Below are 24,730 nucleotides of genomic sequence, written 5' to 3'. Positions count from 1 at the left end.
GAAGTCCTTTGAAGTCGACGGTCTGCTTTAGAAGTCGTAACGTGCGGTGAATTTTACTGCACGCCCGCTATCCGGATAGATGCCGCTGGCGCAACCAAAAGCCTGCGAGAAATAGTCCTTGCCGGTCAGATTGCTACCTGTGAGCGCGAACTCCCACGCACTTACGCGTACAGCGTAACGCGCGTCGAACGTCGTGTACGACGGCATGCGGGCATTGCAGGTATTGCTGAAGTCGCTGCCGTAGCGTTGGGAATCGGCCCACAACACACCAACGTTGACAGTCTGGTTTCCATAATTCCAGTTCAGGCGAGCGGATGCGGTGTTCTTCGGCACCAGCACCATTTCCTTGCCGGCATTGGGGCCACCGGTGAAGGTGGCGACGACATGCTGGAAGTTGGCTTTCAGACTGAAGTCTTGATTCAGACGCGCGCTGGCTTCCAATTCGACGCCCTGACGTTTGGTCGGGTCCAGATTAACATTGGCGCCGAATGCGCCAACAGTCGGATCAAAAAACAACTCGTCCTTGAGACGATGGCGAAACCACTTGAGCGTGGCGTTGTTGTTCGCCTCGCCCAGCGTCGCGCCGAACTCCAGATCGTGCGATGTTTGCGGCTTGAGAATTTGTCCTGTGGCCAAGGCAGTGAACCCATTTTCATCCGCAGTCGGCAAACGATAACTTTGCCCTGTCTTTCCGAAGATGCGCATGGACGGCGCGACCGCGTGGCTCAATTGCGCATCCCAGGCGTTGACTCCCTGCCCCTTGTCATAGCCGCCGGTGACACTCTTCTTGTCGAATACTTCACGGCGTACGCCGAGCGCGATGCGCGTGTTCCCGGCGATCTGCAATTCGTCGCGCACATAAGCAGCGCGCGCGGCCTGCGAAGCATCGCTGCTACCGTTGATGTTGCCGATCTGCCATTCGGAATAATCGATTCCCGTGACCACTTCGTTCTTCAACAACCGGCCTTCAGCAACGTGGCGCACGCGCGGTGAGAACTGCGTGGTGCGGCTGTGCACTTCGGTGACGGCAGCGCCACCATAGCTGGAGCGCGAAATTTTCTCGCGATGCGACAGCTCTGCGGCAAGATCAAATGTGCCCAACTTGCGCTCGAAGAAGGCGGTGATGCGATCACTGTCATAAGAACCATAGTCCTTCGGATTGACGGTCTGACGTGGATTGGCAAGAAACTGCGCCATCGACAGCGAGCCTGGCAAACCATAGTTGGCGCGCGCCAGATCAATGCGCAGTCCAAAGCGCCCTTGATTGGAAAACCATTGCGCTGTACCGCTGAAATTTTCCTGATCGCTATTGTTGTTGTCGCGATAGTTGTCGGCACGCTGTTTGCTGTAAGCAGCATTGAGTGCAAAGCCGTCCCATCCCTTTGCGACGCTGGCCCGTCCGCTGCGCAGGCCGTAGCTGCCTACCTCACCGATCACCGTGCCATGAATAGCATCCGTCGTCGGTCGCTTTGTAATGATCTGGATCGTGCCGCCGGTCGCGCCGTCGCCATACAACACACTGCTGCCACCGCGAATGATTTCAATACGCTCGACGCTGTCGATGGGCACCGACGATAACAAGGCGGTAGACAATTCGTTTTCCGAAAGGCGCACGCCGTCGATCAGGATCACCATGTTCTGATCGCCGTTGCTGCCGAACCCGCGCATGTCGAGTGCATGGTCTCCCGGCCCGGCCAGACTTTGACGTCCATACACACCGCCGAGTTTGCGGATGGCTTCGTTGACGTTGTCGATGCCGGCGTTACGGATGTCATCGGCGCTGATGACGGTGGCGCCGATCGGACTGAATGCAGGGTCGTTGGGAAAGCGCGAAGCGATCACGACAACCGGTTCTAAGTTTGAACCGGTGGCACTCTGCGTTGATGTTTGTGCCGTAGCACTTTGAACGTATAAGGTGGCGGAAGCCACAATGGCGGGCCCAGCGACAACGCGCCAAGACAAAGCGAAATGTTTCATGATCTGTTTCTGCTATGCATCTCCAGCCTGCCTCCCCGCAAGCCGGATTGAATTTGAAGGTATTACCCTTCCCCTGTCTGGCCGGTATCCGGGCTACACGCTGGCATAAATGGCCAAAAAAACAACGGCCGTGCCGACTACCACACCTTCCCATGCATACTGACTATGCTTTGAACAGCGTCAGGACGAGGACGAGCACAGTGGCGAACCATGGCAGTTTGCTATCGATCACGACAGCGCTTGTTTACCGTTGCGGGGGCAGCGTACGTTGGCGGGCCGACAATATTTGAACGGTCTTTCCGCGCCGTACTTCCCGTTTAACTAGCTGGACGAGGGGCGCACATGCGCCAGCGAGCACCAAAACGGCGCAATTGTATGCGGCAACGCCACGTCCGGCAATCTGTCGTGACAAACGAAGCACCCTTGCAGTAAGATTGTCTGCAAACAAACGTCGTCGTTATAACGTCATTGAAATGGGGAATTTTCATCGCTTTTTAGCCGATGGAGCTGCTTGACAGGGACTTATAATCCGTTCAACAAATAGCAGAAGTCTGCCTCGACCGAGGCATCACGCGGGGAATTCAGCAACAGAACACATCCGGTACAGCAAGCGAGTGCAACGGTCAGGTTGCTACAGGTTTGTTTTTCCTGGCCGATATGCATAGACGACATGAATTGCCTGAGCCATCTGTCAGAACAGGAGCCTCTATCACCGAACCATCTCGTCGTAATCCCATGTAATTCAGTTGTGACAGATTGTCTGCATCTGCGGCAGAAGCAAATAACGCATCAAATTTGTATGGAGAAAAGAAGATCATGAGTGACGATGTTGATTTAGAGGCACTATTCGACGAGATTTCAGCGCAAACGCTGCCTGCTGCTACGGCAGCAGCAGAACCGGCGCCCTCCGCGAGCCCGGCTGCATCGCTAGAAGATCAGTCCGACAAACCCATGTACGAACGTCTGGGCGGCATTGTCCGCCTGCTGCACGATTCGATGCGGGAGCTTGGCTATGACCGTTCCCTGTCTGATGTCGCATCGCAGATCGGCGATGCACAAGGCCGCCTGGAACACGTTGCGACACTGACCGAACAAGCCGCCAACAAGGTCTTGAACACGATCGATGCCGGCATGCCAGCCCAGGATGCGCTAGCCAGTAAAGCCAAGGATATCGACGACCGCTGGGCGCGCCTGTTCGCCGGCCAGATGAATATCGATGAATTCAAGAATCTGGCGACTGACTCCAAAAAGTTTTCTTCCGCCGTCATCGAAGCTACCGAGGTCGAAAAAGCCCGCATGCTGGAAATCATGATGGCGCAGGACTTTCAGGACATCACCGGTCAACTGATCAAGAAGATTGTCGGCATCACCGCCATCGCCGAGCGCGAACTGGCACAACTGCTGCGCGACAACGCACCGCCGGAAGTCAAAGCGGCGATGGAAAAACCACCAGAACTGCTTAACGGGCCTTCCGCTCCCGGCTCCGCCATGGTGCAAAATGATGTGGACGACTTACTCGATAGCCTGGGGTTCTAATGGATGACGAAATGCTCAAGGATTTTGTCGTCGAGGCATTGGACCTCGCGACTAACGTTGAAGAGCATCTGCTGACTCTTGAACGGCATCCTGACGACCTGGAAATTCTCAATGCGGTTTTCCGAGCCTTCCACACCATCAAAGGTGGGGCTGGCTTCGTCAATCTGCCGGCCATGGTATCGGCCTGTCACTTGACGGAAAACCTGTTCGATGCACTGCGTAACGGTAAAGCACCGGTCACGCCGTTGGCGATCGAGGCAGCGCTGCAAGCCAGCGGTTTTGTCGCCGATCAGCTCACGGAGCTGGCCAACGGTGCCGATCCTGCGAGCCTCGCATCGATGCCGCAAGATCTGGAAGACATCCTGACGCAGGCCATTGAGGGCAACGCGGCAGCGCCTGTTGCTGCGACGCCTGCTCCAGCGACAGCTCCGGCTCCGGCTTCTGCTCCGGCAGCAGCTTCGGCAACATCGTCTGCGGTCTCGACGCCTTCCGCCAATGGCGGCGCCAGTGTTCTTGGCGCAGATGGATCATTGGACTGGAACGCGTTGTATCAGGCGGTTTCCGGCGGTGTCGACAATGCCTCTGCCGGTAGTACTCCGGTAGTTGCAGCAGCTACCGTCGCGGCTGATGTGCCTTCTGAAGCAGCCGGCACCGAAGCTGCCGCCTCCGGCCATCCAAAATCGCTGCCTTCGGCAACGCCGAAAGCAGCTGCACCCGCTGCGGCGCCTGCCCGTCGTGCAACCGACAATCAACCTGGCGGCGGCAAAGAAGAAAGCATCCGTATCGATGCCGGCAAGCTCGATGCATTGCTGGAAGTTGCAGGTGAATCCGTACAGGCCGCCAATCAGGCTGCCGTGTTGCTGGAAAAGCTGCAACAGTTCAAGTTCGAAGGCACCGCCGCTTCGCTGATGTCGACGCTCGCCGAAACTCTGGGCCGTGCTTCGCGCTACTCCAGCGAACTGCAACGCGCCACACTGTCAACGCGCATGCAGCCGGTCGGCCGTCTGTTCCAAAAATTCCCACGACTGGTGCGCGAACTGGCCAAGGATCTGGGCAAAGACGTTGATCTGGCGATCTCCGGTGCAGAAACCGAAGTGGACCGCGTGGTCGTGGACAGCCTCTACGATCCACTGGTTCACATGCTGCGCAACTCACTCGACCACGGTATTGAAACCGACCGTGGTGCTGCCGGCAAGCCGAACAAGGCAACCATTTCGCTGAAGGCATGGCAAGAAGCCAGCAGCGTCATGATTGAAATCTTTGACGACGGCAAGGGCATGGATCCCGATTTCCTGCGCAAGAAGGCAATCGGCAAGGGTCTGATCGGCGAACACGAAGCACAAAGTCATGACGAAGCGCTGCAACTGGTTTTCCTGCCGGGCTTCTCGACCAAGGAAGTGGCGTCGAGCGTATCCGGCCGCGGCGTCGGCATGGACGTGGTGAAAACTGCGGTGGAAAAACACCGTGGCACAATCCGCATCGATTCCACACTGGGCGTCGGTACCCGCTTCTCTATCCGTTTGCCGATTGAATTGTCGATCATCCCGACCATGCTGGTGCGTACCGCCGGTGCCGCGCTGGCATTGCCGATGGCAGTCGTGGAACGTGTGGTGGAATTGCCAGCCGAGTTCGACGAAGTCGGTGGTGCGCCGGTGCTGCGCGATCAGGGTCGACCATTGCCGGTGCACTCGCTGGCTGGCGTGCTTGGCTATGAACCCGGTAGCGAACGCGTCGGCATCGTCATGGCTGTGCCGCATCCGTATATCCTCGGCGTCGAAGCCGTGGAAGGCACCGCTGATCTGGTGATCAAACCATTGACCGCAATCCAAACCAACGGCATCACCGGTACCGCGCGCTCTGCGGAAGGTGAGCTGGTGTTGGTGGTCGGCCTGTCCTTCCTGCTGGAAGGCTGTCGCGCCGCTACCAAGGCAGTTGCGCAGGTCTGATACTCTGACTGACTAGCAAGGTCAGACTGAGCAGTAAGCCAGGAAGCAAATAAAAAAGCTGAGCCCGTTCGCGGTCTCAGCTTTTTTTATGAATCAAGCTAATGCATCAATGATGCGGCTGCGCGTAACGCTCCGACAACGCTTCATACAAGGGCGGCGCAAAGAAACGCGACACACGGCTCGCCAGCAAGGCGGTCGCCATCAATGAAATCACCAGCGCGTGGCCGTTGATCATTTCCATCACGATCACAAACGCGGTGATCGGCGATTGCGTCACTGCCGCCAGATAGCCCACCATCGCCAGCGCAATGAGCATCGACAGCGAGGTATGCTCAAACACCATGTGCAGCAGATTGCCAAAACCGGCACCGATCGACAGCGATGGTGCGAAGATGCCTCCCGGAATACCCGGCAAATAAGACCCCACCATCGACACCATTTTGGCGAGTGGATACCACGCCGACAATTGCGTCTGGTCGGTGAGCACGCCCTTGGCTTCAGCGTATCCGCTGCCGAAGGTCATGCCACCGGCGCAGATGCCGACAATTGCCACGACCAGACCGCACAATGCACCGAATACAACCGGGCGCTCTGCCCGCAAGGTACGCAAAGGCGCGGGGATCCATTTATGGGTATTGAGCAGCAACCAGCAAAAGATACCGCCTGCCACGCCCATCAACACGCCGCTGACGACCACCGCGACGATCAGCTCGCGTGCGCTGTCGCCGCCGGCATTGATCGTGCCGAAATAGGTGTAGTTGCCGTTCAATCCTAACGCCACGATACCAGCAAAGATAATCGTAGTGATGACGATGCCACTGGCGCGCTGCTCGAAATTGCGTGACAGCTCTTCAATTGCGAAAACGATACCGGCCAAGGGTGTATTGAACGCGGCCGACAAACCCGCGGCTGCACCAGCGAGAATCAGGCGTTTTTCCAGCAAGGCACTGGGACGCGGATAAAAGCGGCGCATCTGGAACATCAGCGCCGCGCCAACCTGCACGGTCGGCCCTTCGCGCCCGATGGTGAAACCCCCAAGAATACCGAGGAAGGACACACCGATCTTACCGGCAAGGATCTTCAAGGACAGGAGCTTGGGCGCACGCTTGGCATGCAGCTCGCCCTCTTCGCCCAGCGAGGCGATGACCTGCGGAATACCACTGCCTTCCGCCCCCTGAAAAAAACGTCGCGTCAGCCATACGCACAAGGCGCTCATGGCGGGTGTCAGGATCAGCGGCAGCCATTCGTGACTGCGCTGCATCGAGCGGAACATCGTAAAGCCGAAATCAATCAGCCACGCATACATCACCGCCACCAAACCGACCAGCACCGCGCCCGTCCAGAGAATTCCGTATTGCAGCCAGAGACGGCGTACACGCCGCAGAGTATGGCCATGCAGGCCGGTAAGCATTCGCATCATTGCATCAGTTCCAGATCATCGGCCGGCACCCACACCAGCCGATGTAGTCAAAATTCATCAGAGTTCGTACATATCCTTCTCACCTTCCATCACTTGCGCAATCAATTTGCGATTCAGCGTTGGGGCGAGCAATTCGATGAAGGTGTAAACATAGCTGCGCAGGTAGGCGCCTTGCTTCAACGCCACGCGTGACACATTGGTGCCGAACAAATGGCCGGCAGGAATCGACCGCAATCCGCGATCACGCTCGGCGTCAAAGGCCATTCCGGCGATGATGCCCACGCCCATACCGAGTTCGACATAGGTCTTGATAACGTCGGCGTCGATGGCTTCCAGCACGATGTCCGGCTTCAGATCGCGCAAAGAAAAGGCGTGGTCAATCTTGCTGCGGCCGCTGAAGGCGGCATCGTAGGTGATCAACGGATAGCTGGCGATTTCTTCAAGCGACAAGTTTTTCGACTTCAGCAAGGGATGATCGGCAGATACGACGACGACATGCTCCCATTGATAACATGGCAAAGAGACAAGTCCTTCACCCGAGGCTAACGCTTCGGTCGCGATGGCAATGTCGGCCTGATCATTGCGCACCATCTCGGTGATCTGCTTTGGATTGCCTTGCAGCAACGACAACCTGACCTTGGGATATTTTTGCGTGAACGCCTGCACCACCTTCGGCAGCGAATAGCGCGCCTGGGTATGCGTGGTGGCGATAGTGAAACTGCCGCTGTCGTGGGCAGCGAATTCCTTGCCGATGCGCTTCAGGCCGTCGACTTCCTGCATGATCAGCTCAACCGAGCGCAACACCGCGCGCCCCGGCTCGGTCAGGCCGCGGATACGCTTACCGTGCCGCGTGAAGATGTCAACGCCAAGTTCTTCTTCCAGCTCAATGATTGCCTTTGAGACACCCGGCTGCGAGGTGTACAACGCCTTGGCGGCTTCGGTGAGGTTGTAGTTTTGCCTTACCGCCTCCCTGACGAAGCGGAATTGATGCAGATTCATGACCCGTCCTTCTGTATGTTCGGAACCCGCTTAAGTCCGCAACAAGAGGTCTCATGGCCTCGCAGGAAGACTTTCAACAGGTTTTTCAGCGACTGTATTTGTATATGCCGAATGTGCATATAAGCAAATAAATAGTAAGTAGTTTGGTTTAGGGCCTAAGTTTATTACGATTCGACCCGTTATAGACGAGGTGTTATGACTGTTTCTTATGTAGTCAGCGGATTTGCTGTGGGATTGCTGGTCGGATTGACCGGTGTCGGTGGCGGCTCGCTGATGACGCCCTTACTGACGTTGCTGTTCGGCATCCACCCCAGCGTGGCGGTCGGCACAGACCTGGCCTTTGCTTCGGCGACGAAGACGGCCGGAACGTTTGCGCATCGTTTCAAAGGTACTGTGCGTTGGGATATCGTGCGTCGCCTGTCCTACGGCGCGCTGCCCGCCGCCGTGGTAACGACGCTGCTGCTGAAGCACTTCGGCGCGGTCAGTAATGAGATCGGTCAGGTCATCCGCTATTCCATCGCCATTTCCGTTTTGCTCACGGTGATTGCTTTGCTGTTTAAGGGTAAACTTCAGGCATGGCTGAATGCCCATCCTGACCGCCAGTTGCAAGGTCGTCAACTTGCTAATGCCACCATGCTTTCAGGTGCTGTGCTTGGTGCACTGGTAACGATTTCGTCGATTGGCGCCGGTGCTGTCGGCGCCACTCTTCTGGTGCTGCTTTATCCGCGTTTGTCGCCCGCTGAGATTGCCGGCACCGATATCGCTTATGCGGTACCGCTGACGGCCATCGCTGCATTCGGCCATTGGTGGCTGGGTTCGATTGATTGGAGCCTGCTGGGCGCTTTGTTGCTGGGTTCGGTGCCAGGCATCACCATCGGTTCGCTCGCTGCGCGTGCGGTGCCGGAGAAATTTTTGCGCGGCCTGCTGGCAGTTACGCTGACGAGCGTTGCCCTGAAGCTGGTTTTTTAAGTTACAGGCCTTTATTTTTTTAATCACACGGAATCTCGACTGCAAGATTTCGACAAGACGTTAACAGGGACCACAAGATGTACCGCTATGACCAATACGATCATCTGATCGTCAAAGAGCGAGTTGCACAGTATCGAGACCAAGTGCGCCGCCGCCTCTCCGATGAACTGATCGAGGATGAATTCCGCATCCTGCGCCTGCAGAACGGCCTGTACTTGCAACGCCACGCCTACATGCTGCGTATCGCGGTTCCCTACGGTCTGCTGGCATCGCGCCAGGTTCGCATGTTTGCCCATATCGCGCGCAAATACGATCGTGGCTACGGCCACTTCACCACCCGCCAGAACATCCAGTTCAACTGGATCAAGCTGGAAGATTCGCCGGACATCCTGGCCGAACTTGCCACGGTTGAAATGCATGCCATCCAGACCTCCGGCAACTGCATCCGCAACACGACTTCGGACGAACTGGCCGGCGTCGCTGCCGACGAGATCGTCGATCCGCGTCCTTACGCCGAACTGATCCGCGAGTGGAGCACCTTCCACCCCGAGTTCGCTTACCTGCCGCGTAAATTCAAGATCGCCATCAGCGGTTCCGAGCAAGACCGCGCTGCGACTGCCGTGCACGACATTGGTTTGCACGTGATCAAGAATGAAGCAGGCGAAGTCGGTTTCCGCGTGCTGGTCGGCGGCGGCATGGGACGCACACCAATCCTCGGTAGCCAGATCCGCGACTTCCTGCCATGGAAGCACGCGATGTCTTACCTGGAAGCGATCCTGCGCGTGTACAACCAGTACGGTCGCCGCGACAACATCTACAAGGCCCGCATCAAGATCCTGGTCAAGGCCATCGGCCCTGAAGAATTTGCACGCCAGGTCGAAGAAGAATGGCAGCACATCAAGGACGGTCCTTCGACACTGACCGAAGAAGAACTGCAACGCGTCGCGAACTACTTCACCGAGCCTGCCTACGAAACGCTACCGGCGACTGACGCCGAATACGAACGCCTGAAGGCTGAAGACAAGGGCTTCGCCAACTGGATCAAGCGCAACGTCAAGGAACACAAGGTCCCCGGCTACGCCGCTGCGATCCTGTCGCTGAAGAAAACCGGCGTGCCGCCGGGCGACATCACCGCCGACCAACTGGACTTCGTTGCCGATCTGGCAGACCGCTACAGCTTCTCCGAACTGCGCGTCACGCACGAGCAGAATCTGGTGCTGGCCGACGTCAAGAAAAGCGAACTGTACGCGCTGTGGAAAGAAGCCAAGGCGCACGGCTTGGCCACGCCAAACATCGGCCTGCTGACCGACATCATCTGCTGCCCTGGCGGTGACTTCTGCTCGCTGGCCAATGCCAAATCGATCCCGATCGCACAAGCCATTGCAGAACGTTTCGACAATATCGACTTCCAGCACGACATCGGCGACATCGAACTGAACATCTCGGGCTGCATCAACGCCTGCGGCCACCACCACGTCGGCAACATCGGCATTCTGGGTGTCGACAAGGATGGCGCCGAGTGGTACCAGGTTTCGCTGGGCGGTGCGCAAGGTAATACGTCGAGCATCGGCAAGATCATCGGCCCGTCGTTCTCGGCGCATCAGATGCCGACCGTGATCGACCGCCTGCTGCAGGTCTATGTCAAACAACGCATCGAAGACGAACGTTTCATCGACACCGTGCGCCGCGTCGGCGTCACGCCGTTCAAGGATTTCGTCTATGCAACCCCGATCAAAGCTGATCATGTCACTGGAGAAGACGTCTGTGCCTAATCTGATTAAAGACAAAGTCGTCATCAGCGATGACTGGACCGTACTGCGCCTGACCGAAGGCGAAACGCCGGAAGGCGTCGCCGTCCCTGAAGGCAAGATCATCGTGCCGCTGAAGGTATGGCAGGCGCAACGCGCGGCGCTGCAAGGCCGCAAGGAACTCGGCGTCTGGTTCGCCAGCGACGAGCGTCCGGAAGAACTGAAAGATGATTTGGCGCCATTCCAGGTCATCGCCGTGGACTTCCCGAAGTTCGCCGATGGCCGCGGCTATTCCATCGCCTATAACCTGCGCGCCCGCCTCGGCTACACCGGCGAATTGCGCGCTGTCGGCGATGTGCTGCGCGACCAGTTGTTCTACATGCAGCGCGTGGGCTTCAACGCCTTCGCCGTGCGTGCCGACAAGGATATCCACGATGCATTGAAGGGCCTGACCGATTTTTCGGAAAAGTACCAGACCTCGTGGGATGAGAAGAACCCGTTGTTCCGTCGCGCCAAACGCGAGACGGTTGTCACCCGCGATTGATTCCAGCATCAAGGGAAGAAAGTAACGCCATGTCCGAACAAGCTTTGCAAGACCTGATTGCCGCCACCCGCGTCACGCTGGAAAAGATCGCCGCCGAATATACCCCGGCCGTGTTCGCCTCCAGCATGGCTGCGGAGGACATGGTGCTGACCGACATGATCCTGCGCAACAAGCTGCAGGACAAGATCGGCATCTTTACGCTGGAAACCGGCCGCCTGCACAAAGAGACACTGGGCATGCTCGACCGCATCAAGGAAACCTACGACTACGACGTCACGCCGTATCGTCCGGAACCTGCCGCCGTCGAACAATACGTCAGCCAGAACGGACTCAACGCTTTCTACGACAGCGTCGAGATGCGCAAGGAATGCTGCCGCATCCGCAAGATCGAGCCGCTCAACCGCGCGCTGGCCGGCAACAAATCCTGGATCACCGGCCAACGCCGTGCGCAATCGGTGACACGCGCTGCACTCGACGTGCAAGAGGACGATCCGTCACACGGCATGGCCAAGTTCAATCCGCTGGCCGACTGGTCGGAAGAAGACGTCTGGCAATACATCCGCGACAACAAGGTGCCCTACAACCCGCTGCACGATCAGGGTTATCCGTCGATCGGCTGTGAGCCTTGTACCCGCGCGATCCAGCCGGGCGAAGATGTACGCGCCGGCCGCTGGTGGTGGGAAAACCCCGACTCCAAAGAGTGCGGCCTGCACGTAGTGGACGGCAAGCTGATCCGCATCAAATCGCAAACCGCGCCTGCCTGATTTCCTTTCGCCGCAACTACTTTCACCGATGCGCAGCCTTGCCGCCATCGCAGATTTCGACTTGATATTCGACTTGAACCAAAGGTCATCGTATGAACACAGCAGTTGAACAACTTTTCCTGGATAACGCCAGCAGCCGCCATCTGGACTGGCTGGAATCGGAAGCCATCCACATCATGCGCGAAGTTGCGGCCGAGTGCAGCAACCCTGCCCTGCTGTTCTCCGGCGGCAAGGATTCCGTGGTGCTGCTGCGTATCGCCGAGAAGGCGTTCCGCCCCGGCAAATTTCCATTCCCGCTGGTGCACATCGACACGGGCCACAACTTCCCGGAAGTCATTTCCTTCCGCGACCAGCGCGCCGCTGAACTGGGTGAAAAGCTGGTGGTGCGTTCAGTCGAAGATTCGATCAAGCGCGGCACAGTGCGTCTGCGCAACCCGCTGACCGATTCACGCAATGCAGCACAAGCCGTGACGCTGCTGGAAACGATTGAAGAATTCAAGTTCGACGCCTGTATCGGTGGCGCACGCCGCGACGAAGAAAAAGCCCGCGCCAAGGAACGTATTTTTTCCTTCCGCGACGAGTTCGGCCAATGGAATCCGAAGGCACAACGTCCTGAACTATGGGACCTGTACAACACACGTGTCCATCCGGGCGAAAACATGCGCGTGTTCCCGATCTCCAACTGGACCGAGCTCGACGTCTGGCAATACATCGCCCGCGAAAAACTGGCGCTGCCGCCAATCTACTTTGCGCATGAGCGCCAGGTGATCCCGCGCAACGGCCTGCTGGTGCCGCTGACCGACCTGACACCGGCCAAGGACGGCGAAACCGTAGAGAACCGTATCGTGCGCTTCCGCACCGTGGGAGACATTTCGTGCACCTGCCCGGTGGCATCCGATGCCGCTTCCGTGGAAGCCATCATCGCTGAAACCGCCGTCACCCAGATCACCGAACGCGGCGCGACGCGCATGGATGACCAGACCTCCGAAGCGTCGATGGAGAAACGTAAAAAAGAAGGATATTTCTGATGAATGCCACTGTTGCCGAAAAAGACTTGAATACTACGTCCCATGAACGTGGCCTGCTGCGCTTCATCACCGCCGGTTCGGTGGATGATGGCAAGAGCACGCTAATCGGCCGCCTGCTGTTCGACAGCAAGGGCATCTTCGCCGACCAGCTCGCCTCCATCTCGCGCGCCAAGCACAAGCGCACCGTGGGCGACACCATCGATCTGTCACTGCTGACCGACGGTCTGGAAGCTGAGCGCGAACAAGGCATCACCATCGACGTGGCCTACCGCTATTTCGCCACGCCCAAGCGCAAGTTCATCATCGCCGATACGCCAGGCCACGAGCAGTACACCCGTAACATGGTGACCGGCGCCTCGACCGCCGATGCGGTGATCATTCTGATCGACGTTTCCAAGGTCAAACTGGGCGACGACGGCAGCGTTGAATTGCTGACACAAACTAAGCGCCACTCGACCATCGCTCACCTGCTGCAAATCCAGCACGTCGTGGTCGCGGTCAACAAGATGGATCTGGTGAACTATGACCAGACCGTGTACGACCGCATCGTCGGCGCGTATCAGGAGTTCGCGGCGCAACTCGGCCTGAAGGACGTACGTCCGATTCCGCTGTCGGCGCTGGCGGGCGACAACGTTGTGACCGCCGGCGACAACTTGTCGTGGTACAAAGGCCCGACGCTGATCGAACTTCTGGAATCGCTGTCGGTGTACGAAGATGCACACGAAGAGCCGTTCCGTTTCCCGGTACAACTTGTGGCGCGCCACAACGGCCACGAAGCCAACGATTTCCGTGGCTACATGGGCCGTATCGAAGCTGGCAAAGTCAGCAAAGGCGACAAATTACTGGTGCAACCAAGCGGCCAGACCGCGACGGTCAAAGATATCCTGACACTGGACGGTTCGCTGCAATCGGCATCGGCCGGGCAATCGGTGACGATTCTACTGGACGAATATCTGGACATTTCGCGCGGCGACATGCTGGCCTCGGCGGAAAATGCGCCGACACTGCTCAAGACCGTCAACGCCGATCTGTGCTGGCTGTCGGAAGACGCGCTCGATCCACGCCGTAAATACTGGCTCAAGCACACCACCAAGCAGGTCGCGGCGCGCGTGTCCAAGGTTGATACCTTGCTTGATATCAACACACAGGAACGTCATCCGGCCGAATCGCTCAAGCTCAATGACATTGCCCGTGTATCGATCAACGTGCAGCAAGCCATTGCTGTCGACAGCTACGACACCATCCGCGCGACCGGCGCCTTCATCCTGATCGACGAAGTCACGCATCAAACGGTTGCCGCTGGCATGATCCGTCTGGATGCCTGATAATCGCTGCTGTGGCGTTTCACCCTAAATTTCACCCGAAATGACGGGCTGGAACGCACAGCAGCCGGTATGTGCCGGGCTGCGATTCTTATTATTTTCAGCATGAGCTCAGCCCCAGCCAATTCAGCCAACGCGCCAACGCCTCCTCTTTCCGCGACACCCATCGGCAAGGTTTATCTGATCGGCGCCGGTCCCGGTGCTGCAGATCTGATTACAGTGCGTGGCGCGCGTCTGCTTGCCCTGGCGGATGTCGTGTTGCACGATGCGCTGGTCACCGAAGAAATGCTCGAATTATGCCCGCAAGCCGTCAAGATCTCTGTCGGCAAACGCAGTGGCCAGCGCTCTACGGCGCAACAAGTCATCAATGAACGCCTGATTGAATGTGCACACCAGTATCGTATGGTGGTGCGCCTGAAAGGCGGCGACCCGATGCTGTTCGGCCGCGCCGACGAAGAATTGCGCGCCCTCGACAGCCAAAACATTCCTTACGAAATTGTTCCCGGCATCACTGCCGCGCTGGCGGCAGCATCGTCCGCGCAACGCCCCCTGACCAAACGCGGGATCGCGCGCAGCGTGTCGCTGTTCACCTCCAGCACGGCGCCGGATGAGCCGACCGAATTCATCATGCCCAACGGCGATACGCTGGTGCAGTACATGGGCGGCCGTGAAGCGACGGCAACGGCCCAGCGTTTGCTGTCCCTCGGCTATGCCCGGACGACGCCGGTGGTGGTGGTGGAAAATTGCAGCCGCGACAACGAGCGTATCCTTGATCTGGAACTCGGCACGCTGGAACAAGGCCTGACTCAGTGCAGCGGCCCGGTGCTCGTCATGATTGGCGAAGCGCTGGCGAATCGCGGCTGAACCGCGGCTGAATTGCGGCCGAGCCACCTTGCAACAACGCTTATTTTTCTGAGCACATCGCATGCACCTGCTACACGACTCCAGCGCCCCGGCCGCAGCGCCGATTAGTTTCGACGATTTTCTCAAGGTCGATATTCGCATCGGCACGATCCTCTCTGCCGAAGCCTTCCCTGAAGCCCGCAAACCAGCCTACAAGCTGAAGATTGACTTCGGCCCTACGCTCGGCATCAAACAAAGCAGCGCGCAGATCACGACGCACTATCAGCTTGATCAATTGGTGGGCAAGCAGGTGGCGGCCGTGGTCAACTTTCCGCCACGACAAATCGGCAAGTTCATGTCGGAAGTATTAACGCTGGGATTCCCCGACGCACAAGGAGAAGTGGTGTTGTTCGCACCTGATCAGGCTGTGCCTGACGGTTCGCGCTTATTTTGAACTACTGATACTCGCGACACAGTAGTTCGCCAACGCCTGCAGCACGCCGGCATCTTCACCGGCCGCTTCTGTCACCTGAAATTGAATACCCGGATGGGCTTGCCGCAACTGATCGATCAACGTCGGCAAATCACGCCGGACGTGTCCGCCCTGGCCCAAAAACACCGGTACGATCGTCACCTGCTGCGCACCATCGGCAATCTGCTGCGCCGCCAGTTGCGGCAAGTCAGGTGTCATCAACTCCAGAAAAGCCAACTCGACCGCCACGTCCGGTAGACTCACCTGCGTCAGTGCGCGCAAGCGGCGAAACGGTTCCGCCCAATTGGGATCACGGGCGCCGTGGGCGAAAAGAATTAGCGATTTTTTCATGAGAGTGTATTGTGAACTAGCGCCGCTCAACCCAACGTAACGCGACGATTGCCATGAGCATGAACAAGGTGCTTGGCAATGCCGCCGTCAATAGCGCGGGCCAGCTGTTGAGCAAGCCAAGATGTGAGAACAGATTGTTGATCAGCTGAAAACTGACACCGATCATGATGCCGGTAAAGATCTTCAGGCTGACGCCGCCGGCACGGAAATGCAAATACGCAAACGGCAAGGCCAGCGCCATCATCACGAAGATCGACAGCGGATACACAACCTTCTTCCAGAAAGCGATTTCGTAGCGCTCGGTGCGTTGGTTATTGGCTTCCAGATGCTTGGTGTAGGCACGCAAATCGTAAGCCGACATGCGATCAGGATCGGCAAACAGCACCGACAGAATCTCCGGTGTCACCTCGGAGATGAAGGTCGTCGTCTTGTTTTTGCTGGTCGTGATTGGCGACGTGATAGCGCTGGCTTTGTCATTGGCGATGAAGGTCGTCTTCTGCACATCGGTCAGTTGCCACTTGTGCTCACCCAAATAGTCGCCGCGGGCAGCCACGATCATGTCGGACATGTGGAAGTCCTTGTCCAGCTCATAGATCTTCACGCCTTCCAGCATGCCCTCAGGAGTCATGCGTTGAATATTCAGAAAGCGCGTGCCGATGACGTTGCCGTCCAACCCATTGTCTTTGATCACGTCCTTGGCCCACAGGCCGGAGCGGAATTGTTGCGACAGCGAAGAGCCTTGCGCCTGCAGTTTAAGCTTCTCGCCAAACTCGGTCGTTTTCGGCGCAACCAGCTCACCGAACAAAATCGTGAAGATGGCAAAGCCAAATCCGATCTTCGCCAGCGCCTTGGCGGTCATGCGTGTCGACATGCTGGACACGCGCATGATGGTGAACTCGGAGTTGGCGGCGAATTGCGCCAACGCGTAGATGGTGCCAATCAGCACCGCTGTCGGCATCAGTTCATAGACATTCCCGGGCAAACCCATCGCGACATACAGCAAGGCGGTTTGCAGCTGATAGCCATTGCGGCCGACAGCTTCCAGTTGCCCCATCAGTTCAAAGAAAGCAAACAGCGCCAAAAAAGCCGCCAGGGCAAATGCCACCGAGCGTACGATCTCGGCGGTGATATAACGTTGTAAGACTCTCATCAGCCCTGCCGTTTCAGAGTAAGCGCACGGCGCATGCCGGACCACAAGACGGCCGGATGATAACGACTGTTGACCTTCAGTCGCCAGAAGAACAACCCGACCACAATCAGCGCCACCACCAGATGCGGCGGCCACCATCCCAGCATGAATGAGATGCGGCTTTGCGCCACCGATGATTGGAATACACTGACGGTATTGCTATAGACAACGAACAGCAGCAGCGCGACTAACAGGCCGATGGAACGACCCGCGCGAGGATTGACAAACGAAAGTGGAATCGCAAGCAGGATCAGTGTTAACGACATCAGCGGCAATGCCAGGCGCCAGAGCATCTCGGCACGACTGAAATTATTGTTTAGTGCGAGCAATTCCCAGCTTTGCAATGCACGCACCGATTTTTCACCAATCGAGGCCTGGGATTGACCGCCGACTAACAGGCCGTAACGTTCGAATTCAACCATCTGGAAGTCGGGCTGTGTCGGTACGCCGTCATAGCGCCGGCCTTTGCTCATGACGACGAATTTTTCACCGTCTTTATCAACTTCCATCTCACCTTCTTTGGCAACCACAATGCTATTCTTGCCGTCGCGGAATGTGTTGACGAAAACATTCTTGACCTTGCTGGCATCGCCGGAAATACCTTCAACGAAGAAGATCCGGTTGGCAGTTGCCGACTCCTGGAATTTACCGGGCGAGACACGGGCGATGTCTTCGCGTTTCTCAAAGCGTTCGCGGAACTGCGCGCTTTGCTGGTTGGCCCAAGGTGTCGCCACGAAACTGAGAATGCCCGTGAGCAGAATGATCGGCCAGCCGAAACGCAGCACCGGCTTGATCCAGCGCGTCAGGCTCAGGCCACAGGCGAACCAGACCACCATTTCGGAATCTTGATAACTACGGGTGACCACCAGCAGCACCGAGATAAAACCGGTGAGAATCAGAATGATGGGCATGTAGTTCAGTGCCTGGAAGCCGATCAGCGCAAGCACGTCCTGCGAGTTGACTTGTCCACCGGCCGCCTGGCCGAGGATCTTGATCAACATCACAGTGAGGATGATGGTAAATAGCGTTGTGAACACTGCGCCGGCGGTGCTCATCAATTCGCGTCGAAGAGCGCGCTCAAAAATCATTCGGGCTTATAATCACAAGGGTCAATGAAGCAGAAAACGAAGCAGAATGCGTAGTAGATACTGCAAACGATGTAGCAAAATCAGGAAGCAAACAGCAAACTAAGGACAAGCGATGGACTTTAGCATAAAAACATTGGACGCAAAAACCTCCGTCACCGCCGCCAAGACCGGCACACTCGTGATTGGCGTCTTTGAAAACCGCAAGCTGACTCCAGCTGCGCAAGCATTGGATACGATGGGCGCGATCACCAACGCGCTCAAATCCGGCGACATCACCGGCAAACCCGGCTCCACTTTACTGTTGCGCGGCCTGACCGGCGTTGCCGCCGAACGCGTGTTGCTGGTCGGCCTGGGTGCTGATGACGACATCGTCGAAAAAAGTTTCTCCGCCGCAACACAAGCGACCGTGCGCGCACTGACAACCGTCGGCGCCAACGATGCACTGGTTGCACTGCCGCTGGACAAAATCAAGGGCCGCGACATTGCCTGGGCCATTCGCGCTTTGGTGCTGGCCGCACGCGACAACAATTATCGCTCTGACGCGATGAAGAGCAAAAAAGATCCCGTCCCGACCGGCGTGAAGAAAATCGCCATCGGTGTCTCCACAGCGGCAACAGCCGCTGCCAAAGCTGGCCTGGCCGAAGCGGTAGCGCTGGCCAACGGCATGGAACTGAGCAAGGATCTGGCGAACCTGCCGGGCAATATCTGCACGCCGACCTATCTCGCCAACACGGCAAAGAAACTGGCCAAGGAATACAAGCTGGGCGTCGAAGTGCTCGACCGCAAGCAACTGGAAGCACTCAAGATGGGCAGCTTCCTGTCGGTCACCAATGGCAGCGACGAACCACCAAAGTTCATCGTCCTCAAGCACATGGGCGGCAAAACCAAGGAAGCCCCGACCGTATTGGTCGGCAAGGGCATCACCTTCGACACCGGCGGTATTTCGCTCAAGCCGGGTGCAGCCATGGATGAAATGAAGTACGACATGTGCGGTGCCGCTTCCGTGCTGGGCACCTTCCGCGCCATCGCCGAGCTGCAACTGAAGCTCAACGTCATCGGCGTCATCCCTACCTGCGAAAACATGCCTTCCGGCAGCGCTACCAAGCCAGGCGATATCGTGACCTCGATGTCGGGTCAGACCATTGAAGTGTTGAATACCGATGCTGAAGGCCGCCTGATCCTGTGCGATGCGCTGACTTATGTTGAACGCTTCAAACCAGCCGTCGTGGTCGACATCGCCACGCTGACAGGCGCTTGTGTGGTGGCACTGGGTCATCACAACTCAGGCCTGTTCACACGCGAAGACGACGCACATGATGCGCTCGCCAACGAGTTGCTGGCAGCCGGCAAGACCAGCGGCGACACAGCATGGCGCATGCCTATCCAGGACGTCTATCAGGAACAGTTGAAATCAAACTTCGCTGACATCGCCAACATCGGCGGCCAACCGGCCGGCAGCGTCACCGCGGCATGCTTCCTGGAACGCTTCACCAAGAAGTACACCTGGGCGCATCTGGACATCGCCGGCACCGCATGGCGCGGTGGCGCGACCAAGGGCGCCAGTGGCCGCCCTGTCCCGCTGCTGACCACCTTCTTGCTGAATCAAGCCAAGAAGGCACAAAAAGCACGCGCGTAAATCTACGGAGGGAGTTTTAACGCGATTCAAGGAGGCTTATCCAGCCTGGTTAAGCCCCCCTCCACAGCACGAAAAGCCGTCATCTTCAACGATGACGGCTTTTTTATTTTCGCTAGCGCGTGAACAACGACGCCAGCAACATGCCGCCGCATAGCACTCCCGGTGTCACCGCGAAATACACATGCCATGACATCGCAAGATGGTCCCTTCGGCTACGACGAAACCATGACGCCAGTACAGTCACCGACAACAACACGGGAATCGCCGCCAAAAGGATATTCAGAGCATCCCGATACGCCTGCAAACTCACTGGCTGTGCAAAACTGAACAAGCAATTCACGACGTCGCTGCCGGCCTGCAAAGCATCAAGAGCGAAAACATTCGTCACACTCATCACGTTGATGACAACAAACATAAGCAAATGCATCGGGATCGACAAGGCAATGAGAAGCAGACATTCAGATGCACGCAGCGGAACCTCCGCATAAGCATCACCGGCAAGTTTGCGAGCGAGACGGCGATTACCTTCCCACAGCGCGACAATCGGCAGATACAGAATTCCAAACAATGCTGTCGCACCGAAAAAAGTCTCTCCGAGACTGCCCTTGTCTTTCCACATCAGCCAGTCCTGCATTAAGACAAAAGCGCTCAGCCCAACCCCCAGTCGCCACCATTGACGGCGTATGTATTGCCAGTAAAACGTCGCGGGCAATATCACCACCGTCGCAGCAAAGAGAAATGACTGCGCAATCACGGACGTACCCGCTGCGCCCACTGTCTTGCACGATGCGGAGAGAAGAAAAGACATGAAAGGACTGGAAAGAGGATTTTGATCAGGAGCGGCGCCAACTTGTCGCTGCTCGCGAATCGCAGGCACAGCAAAGGCATGCAGGCGGCAGCAATTTGTCCTGCGAGGAAGTCCGTGAGGCGAAATCAACCGTCACCGCGCTTCTCCAGCAACTCTGGCCAGAGCTTGCCCCAATCGTCCGGGAATAGCATCTTGCGGGTAATAGCGCCCAGAGACTCTGCCTCGATGCAAACAGCAATCAGCGGAGAGCAAGCGCGATTGCCATAGCCAATCTGGCGCAAGTAATCAAACGATGTGCCGCAACGCTGCGCCAGCTGGCTACGCTTTTCTGCAGAGAGAGAATTGAGATATGCAATCAGTGTCATATTGATAATTTAGCATTTGCTACAGACAAGTCAAGCAAAAGCTAATTTACCAAATGCTAAATTTGCGTTCAAATGCCGTCATGGATATGCACGAACATCGACGCAACAGGCTACAGGCTCTCATTGAGGATAACTACGGCGGTGACCGCAAAACCTTCTGCGATGCCAGTGAGATGAGCGAGTCGCGTCTGGCGCAACTGCTTTCCGCATCGTACCGGGACGGCCAGGGCTTCGGCGAAAAAGCAGCGCGCAGCCTGGAAGGCAGACTGGGACTGAGTTTCCTCTATTTCGACCTTCTCGCGACTGGTGAAAGCGCTGCTCAGGAGCTCTATCAACAGCACGCCAGAACGGATGCCAGGACGGACGAATCAATTCGCATCCTCCAGGTCAAATTAAAATTGACTGCAGGTTCGGCCCGCTTCAAATCTGAGGAAGTGGATCCAACGCTCTGTGTATGGCGATTTTCGAAGAGCTGGTTCAAAGAGCGACATTTGTCCGCCGACAAACTGCTGGCGATCAGTGTGACGGGCTCCAGCATGGCCCCGGCCTTGAAAGACGGCGACGTCGTTGTCGTCAATACCGCGGACACTCAAGTCAAGGACAATGCCGTCTACCTGATCAACTATCAGGGCGAGGCCGTGGTCAGGCGTATGGCGCTGGATTTCGGCCGATGGTATTTGAGCTCGGACAACATAAGCCGCAAACAATATCAACGCCAGGAATTCAATGACAAGAAAGATGTCGTCATCGGTCGCGTCATCCTGATGGCCAGCGAACAGATCTGACGCTCAGGCTAAGTAGCCGGGCATGTCTGCCCTCCTTGACTGACGGGCATATACCGCAAACTCCCGGCCCAAAACAGCAGCGCCAGCAAGCTCACGCCGGCCCCCAATAACGAGACACCAAGCCATCCCCACGCCGCAAATGCCGCCGTCGACACGATCGCTCCGGCACCGCTTCCCACAGCATAAAAGATCATGTAGCACGCTACCATCCGGCTGTGAGCCCCCGTATTCGCGCGAAAAATCATGCTTTGATTAGTAACATGAATCGCCTGTGCGGCAAGATCCAACATGAGCACACCTGCCGCCAGCAACCACAGACTCTGCGATAGCAAAGCCAGAGGCAGCCAGGATCCCAACAGAAGTAGCAATGCCATACCACTGGTCCACTGCCCCTTTCCACCGTCCGCGAGTTTGCCTGCTCTTGCGGCGCCAAGGGTGCCGACAACGCCGATCAGGCCGAAAGCGCCAATGGCGGTATGCGATAGCGAATAAGGCGGCATGCGCAACGGCAGCACCAGCGCGCTCCAAAAGATATTCATTACGGCGAACATCAGCATCGCGATCACGCCGCGTATCTGCAGCACACGATCACGCCACATCAATTGCACCATCGATGCAAGCAATTGAAAATAGGAGAGGCGCGCGTTCGCTGATCCACCATGAACCTGATTGCCATGCTCGCCATGTTTGGGCAGGCGGCCGTACAGCAATACCAACAGCATCGCCGCCAATGCCGCAGAGACGAAATAGACCATGCGCCAACCAGCGATATCAGCGACAAATCCAGCCATGGTACGCGCCAGCAATAACCCTATCACCACGCCCGCCTGCGCGGTACCGACCACTCTGCCGCGCTCGTCGGGAGCTGCAAGCGTCGCGGCATAGGCAATCAATCCCTGCGTCATGGCCGTACCCAGCATGCCGACCAACAGCATCCCTGCCAACAGCGCAGCGGGAGACGATGCGGTTGCAACACCGGCCAGCGCCGCCAGCAGCAAGAGAAGCTGCGTCAGTGTGAGGCGCCGCCGATCCAGCAAATCGCCAAGCGGTACAACCAGAATCAGTGCCAGCGCAGAACCAATCTGCGTTGCTGTAACGACCACACCGACCGTCGCCTGGGTAAAGCCGAATTCTGCGGCCAACGCATCCAGCAGTGGCTGGGCGTAATACACATTGGCGACGCTGACACCGCATGCGATGGCAAACAACAGCACCATGGCGCGTGGCATGGCTGACACTACCGGCGTGAAGACATCGTCTGCTGCCCCATTCCGCGTCACTTCATGCTTCGCCAACAGCGTCCCGGCGGCAACGCCGCCAGATCGATCCACACTGCCAAGCCCCTTGTTTTCGGCCATCCGCCGCCCCCTTTTTATGTTTCGCTGATTCAGCGTGAAGCTGAGTTTTGAAGCCAATTTCAAAACAACATCAAAGTAGTTTTAAATTGAAACCAGTTGAAGTGTAGGTCAGTGAGTTCTAAAATGCAACCATTGGTCATGCACGAGGAAGCAGCAAAACGATGGCAAAGCGGAAAAGTCTGAAGAGCGATCCCTGTCCGGTGGCGCGATCCATCGATGTCGTCGGCGACCGCTGGGCGCTGCTGATTATTCGCGATGCCTTCGATGGCATGCGACGATTCGGTGAGTTTCAAAAAAGTCTGGGCGTCGCCAAGAACATCCTTTCCACGCGCCTGCGCGACCTGGTTGATGCCGACATCATGACCGTCGTACCAGCCTCGGACGGCAGCGCCTATCAGGAATACATCCTCACGCAAAAAGGCAAGGAACTGTTTTCAGTCGTGCTGTGTCTGCGTCAATGGGGTGAAGGCCATCTGTTCAAAAAAGGCGAGTCCTGCGCACCGATGGTGGAGCGCACCAGCGGCAAACCCGTCCCCAAGATAAAATTGCATACCAGCGACGGCAAGCCGTTGAAGCCCGAAGATACGGTCATCAAGAAAAAAGCCGGGGCGCATTGACGTTGATACCGGCATGAATTCAAGCGATCCGCCCTGCTGCCGGCAAGACAAACCAGTCGTCCCGGGTGGCAAAGCAATACTGAAAAGAACAAAACAAACGAACCGGCCCTTCCGGCTCCACTTACTTGAAAGTGAACAATGAACAAAACTTTGCTCTGCACGCTGCTCCTGTCGTTTGCCGGCCATGCGTGCGCGCAGCAAGCTACCCCTGATGCTGATTTTCCCGATCATCTGACGGGCGACATCGGCCCAGGCGTGTTCCGCCTGGAGCGCAACATCCTCGGCAAGAGCGACAAGACGTCCGTACTGCCTTACGCCTATTTCGACTACAAGCGTTTCTTCGCGCGTCTGGATACCTTCGGGTTCAAAACCGTGAAGATGGGCGCCGGCTATCTTGAACTGGCTGCGCGCGTCAACTTTGATCACATGGATGCAGAGCGTGGGCTGAACCGCCGCTCCAACTCCATCCCTATCGGCATCGGCACCCTGCAAGAAACGCGTTTCGGCGCTTTCTTCCTTAACGCCTTCTATGACGTCAACAAATCCAATGGCACCCTGCTGGAAGCCATCTACGCGGCACAGGTCGACATCGGCCGCGCGCATATCTATCCGCAAGTGGGCATTGAACGCCGCAGCAGCGCCTACAACGACTACTTCTACGGCGTCACGGCCTCCGAATCCGCCGCCAGCGGTTTCCGCCAATATCACGCCGGCGCATCGACCACGCCTATGCTCGGCCTGACCATAGAAATGCCGATCGCCGAAAACTGGGTAGGCAACATCACCTTCCGCCGCAAGTGGCTGGGCAACGGCATTGCTAATAGCCCCATCGTCAATCACAGCACCGAGAACATGGGGCTGGTCGCGATCAACTATCACTTCAAATAATCCGCTGCGCGATGTGGATGCAACGTGTTTCCTCCCATCGCTGCATCTGTCCGAGAGCCGTCATTGCACTTCTGGCG

23 protein-coding genes and 1 riboswitch are annotated in these 24,730 nt (G+C 57.2%); of the genes, 14 read left to right on the top strand and 9 right to left on the bottom strand.

Going from position 1 to position 24,730, the window contains the following annotated elements; translation table 11 throughout:
- Positions 1-27: 27 nt before the first annotated feature.
- Positions 28-1,977 (bottom strand): TonB-dependent receptor family protein, encoded by a 1,950-nt coding sequence (locus tag PQR63_RS10800; RefSeq protein ID WP_408167868.1) that lies wholly within the window; start codon positions 1,975-1,977, stop codon positions 28-30.
- A gap of 62 nt (positions 1,978-2,039) precedes the next feature.
- Positions 2,040-2,354: riboswitch (cobalamin riboswitch) on the bottom strand.
- A gap of 439 nt (positions 2,355-2,793) precedes the next feature.
- Here PQR63_RS10800 and PQR63_RS10795 point away from each other — a divergent pair.
- Positions 2,794-3,513 carry a protein phosphatase CheZ gene (locus PQR63_RS10795; protein ID WP_408167867.1) on the top strand — a complete coding sequence of 240 codons (720 nt, stop codon included), beginning with the start codon at positions 2,794-2,796 and terminating at the stop codon, positions 3,511-3,513.
- Positions 3,513-5,459, top strand: coding sequence for a chemotaxis protein CheA (locus PQR63_RS10790; protein ID WP_408167866.1), 1,947 nt, complete (start codon positions 3,513-3,515; stop codon positions 5,457-5,459). The genes PQR63_RS10795 and PQR63_RS10790 overlap by 1 nt, the downstream gene beginning before the upstream one ends.
- Positions 5,460-5,565: 106 nt before the next feature.
- Here the strand turns inward: PQR63_RS10790 and PQR63_RS10785 are convergent, their stop codons facing one another.
- Together PQR63_RS10785 and PQR63_RS10780 are read right to left on the bottom strand one after the other, a co-directional pair.
- Positions 5,566-6,879, bottom strand: a complete 1,314-nt coding sequence (locus tag PQR63_RS10785; protein WP_408167865.1) for a chloride channel protein — start codon at positions 6,877-6,879, stop codon at positions 5,566-5,568.
- Between the two features lie 57 nt (positions 6,880-6,936).
- Complete coding sequence (locus tag PQR63_RS10780; RefSeq protein WP_408167864.1) at positions 6,937-7,878, bottom strand: CysB family HTH-type transcriptional regulator; 942 nt, start codon at positions 7,876-7,878, stop codon at positions 6,937-6,939.
- A 195-nt stretch (positions 7,879-8,073) separates the two neighbouring features.
- Here PQR63_RS10780 and PQR63_RS10775 point away from each other — a divergent pair, with 195 nt between their 5' ends.
- The 8 genes from PQR63_RS10775 (at position 8,074) to PQR63_RS10740 (ending at position 15,550) form a co-directional block, all read left to right on the top strand.
- Positions 8,074-8,847 carry a sulfite exporter TauE/SafE family protein gene (locus PQR63_RS10775; RefSeq protein ID WP_408167863.1) on the top strand — a complete coding sequence of 258 codons (774 nt, stop codon included), beginning with the start codon at positions 8,074-8,076 and terminating at the stop codon, positions 8,845-8,847.
- Between the two features lie 77 nt (positions 8,848-8,924).
- Positions 8,925-10,619 (top strand): nitrite/sulfite reductase, encoded by a 1,695-nt coding sequence (locus PQR63_RS10770; protein ID WP_408167861.1) that lies wholly within the window; start codon positions 8,925-8,927, stop codon positions 10,617-10,619.
- Entirely contained in the window at positions 10,612-11,139 is a 528-nt protein-coding gene (locus PQR63_RS10765; protein WP_408167860.1) for a DUF934 domain-containing protein, read from the top strand. Before PQR63_RS10770 ends, PQR63_RS10765 begins: the two co-directional genes overlap by 8 nt.
- Before the next feature lie 29 nt (positions 11,140-11,168).
- Entirely contained in the window at positions 11,169-11,903 is a 735-nt protein-coding gene (locus PQR63_RS10760; RefSeq protein ID WP_408167859.1) for a phosphoadenylyl-sulfate reductase, read from the top strand.
- A gap of 92 nt (positions 11,904-11,995) precedes the next feature.
- Positions 11,996-12,931 carry a sulfate adenylyltransferase subunit CysD gene (cysD, locus tag PQR63_RS10755; protein ID WP_408167858.1) on the top strand — a complete coding sequence of 312 codons (936 nt, stop codon included), beginning with the start codon at positions 11,996-11,998 and terminating at the stop codon, positions 12,929-12,931.
- Complete coding sequence (locus PQR63_RS10750; protein WP_408167857.1) at positions 12,931-14,256, top strand: sulfate adenylyltransferase subunit 1; 1,326 nt, start codon at positions 12,931-12,933, stop codon at positions 14,254-14,256. Before cysD ends, PQR63_RS10750 begins: the two co-directional genes overlap by 1 nt.
- A 102-nt stretch (positions 14,257-14,358) precedes the next feature.
- Positions 14,359-15,117: a uroporphyrinogen-III C-methyltransferase gene (cobA, locus tag PQR63_RS10745; RefSeq protein ID WP_408167856.1), complete on the top strand. Its 759-nt coding sequence runs from the start codon at positions 14,359-14,361 to the stop codon at positions 15,115-15,117.
- Positions 15,118-15,178: 61 nt separating this feature from the next.
- Positions 15,179-15,550: a tRNA-binding protein gene (locus PQR63_RS10740; protein ID WP_408167855.1), complete on the top strand. Its 372-nt coding sequence runs from the start codon at positions 15,179-15,181 to the stop codon at positions 15,548-15,550.
- On the opposite strand, the gene PQR63_RS10735 is transcribed toward PQR63_RS10740, so the two are convergent.
- The 3 genes from PQR63_RS10735 to lptF are packed head-to-tail and all read right to left on the bottom strand — an operon-like array spanning position 15,542 to position 18,196.
- Positions 15,542-15,919, bottom strand: a complete 378-nt coding sequence (locus tag PQR63_RS10735; RefSeq protein WP_408167854.1) for a sirohydrochlorin chelatase — start codon at positions 15,917-15,919, stop codon at positions 15,542-15,544. The two genes, PQR63_RS10740 and PQR63_RS10735, sit on opposite strands and share 9 nt — an antisense overlap.
- Positions 15,920-15,935: 16 nt before the next feature.
- The gene (lptG, locus tag PQR63_RS10730) at positions 15,936-17,069 is read right to left on the bottom strand and encodes an LPS export ABC transporter permease LptG (RefSeq protein ID WP_408167853.1); all 1,134 of its coding nucleotides are present in this window, start codon (positions 17,067-17,069) and stop codon (positions 15,936-15,938) included.
- Positions 17,069-18,196, bottom strand: a complete 1,128-nt coding sequence (lptF, locus tag PQR63_RS10725; protein ID WP_408167852.1) for an LPS export ABC transporter permease LptF — start codon at positions 18,194-18,196, stop codon at positions 17,069-17,071. Before lptF ends, lptG begins: the two co-directional genes overlap by 1 nt.
- A gap of 112 nt (positions 18,197-18,308) precedes the next feature.
- On the opposite strand from lptF, the gene PQR63_RS10720 reads away from it, so the two are divergent.
- Complete coding sequence (locus PQR63_RS10720; protein WP_408167850.1) at positions 18,309-19,832, top strand: leucyl aminopeptidase; 1,524 nt, start codon at positions 18,309-18,311, stop codon at positions 19,830-19,832.
- A gap of 112 nt (positions 19,833-19,944) precedes the next feature.
- Here the strand turns inward: PQR63_RS10720 and PQR63_RS10715 are convergent, their stop codons facing one another.
- A complete protein-coding gene (locus tag PQR63_RS10715) occupies positions 19,945-20,640 on the bottom strand; it encodes a hypothetical protein (RefSeq protein WP_408167849.1) in 696 nt (231 codons plus the stop codon).
- Between the two features lie 125 nt (positions 20,641-20,765).
- A complete protein-coding gene (locus PQR63_RS10710) occupies positions 20,766-21,005 on the bottom strand; it encodes a transcriptional regulator (protein ID WP_408167848.1) in 240 nt (79 codons plus the stop codon).
- Between the two features lie 80 nt (positions 21,006-21,085).
- Between PQR63_RS10710 and PQR63_RS10705 the strand changes: the two genes are divergently transcribed.
- On the top strand, positions 21,086-21,790 hold the full coding sequence (locus PQR63_RS10705; RefSeq protein ID WP_408167847.1) for a S24 family peptidase: 705 nt from the start codon (positions 21,086-21,088) through the stop codon (positions 21,788-21,790).
- Between the two features lie 8 nt (positions 21,791-21,798).
- Here the strand turns inward: PQR63_RS10705 and PQR63_RS10700 are convergent, their stop codons facing one another.
- Positions 21,799-23,019: an MFS transporter gene (locus PQR63_RS10700; RefSeq protein ID WP_408168084.1), complete on the bottom strand. Its 1,221-nt coding sequence runs from the start codon at positions 23,017-23,019 to the stop codon at positions 21,799-21,801.
- 290 nt (positions 23,020-23,309) lie between these two features.
- Here PQR63_RS10700 and PQR63_RS10695 point away from each other — a divergent pair, with 290 nt between their 5' ends.
- Entirely contained in the window at positions 23,310-23,765 is a 456-nt protein-coding gene (locus tag PQR63_RS10695; RefSeq protein WP_408167846.1) for a winged helix-turn-helix transcriptional regulator, read from the top strand.
- A gap of 138 nt (positions 23,766-23,903) precedes the next feature.
- Complete coding sequence (locus tag PQR63_RS10690; protein WP_408167845.1) at positions 23,904-24,653, top strand: MipA/OmpV family protein; 750 nt, start codon at positions 23,904-23,906, stop codon at positions 24,651-24,653.
- Positions 24,654-24,730 lie beyond the last annotated feature (77 nt).

The organism is Herbaspirillum rhizosphaerae (genome assembly GCF_046025915.1).
Taxonomy (GTDB): domain Bacteria; phylum Pseudomonadota; class Gammaproteobacteria; order Burkholderiales; family Burkholderiaceae_D; genus Herbaspirillum; species Herbaspirillum rhizosphaerae_A.
Note: the sequence above shows the minus strand (reverse complement) of the source record. Positions and strands in the feature narration are given on the sequence as shown.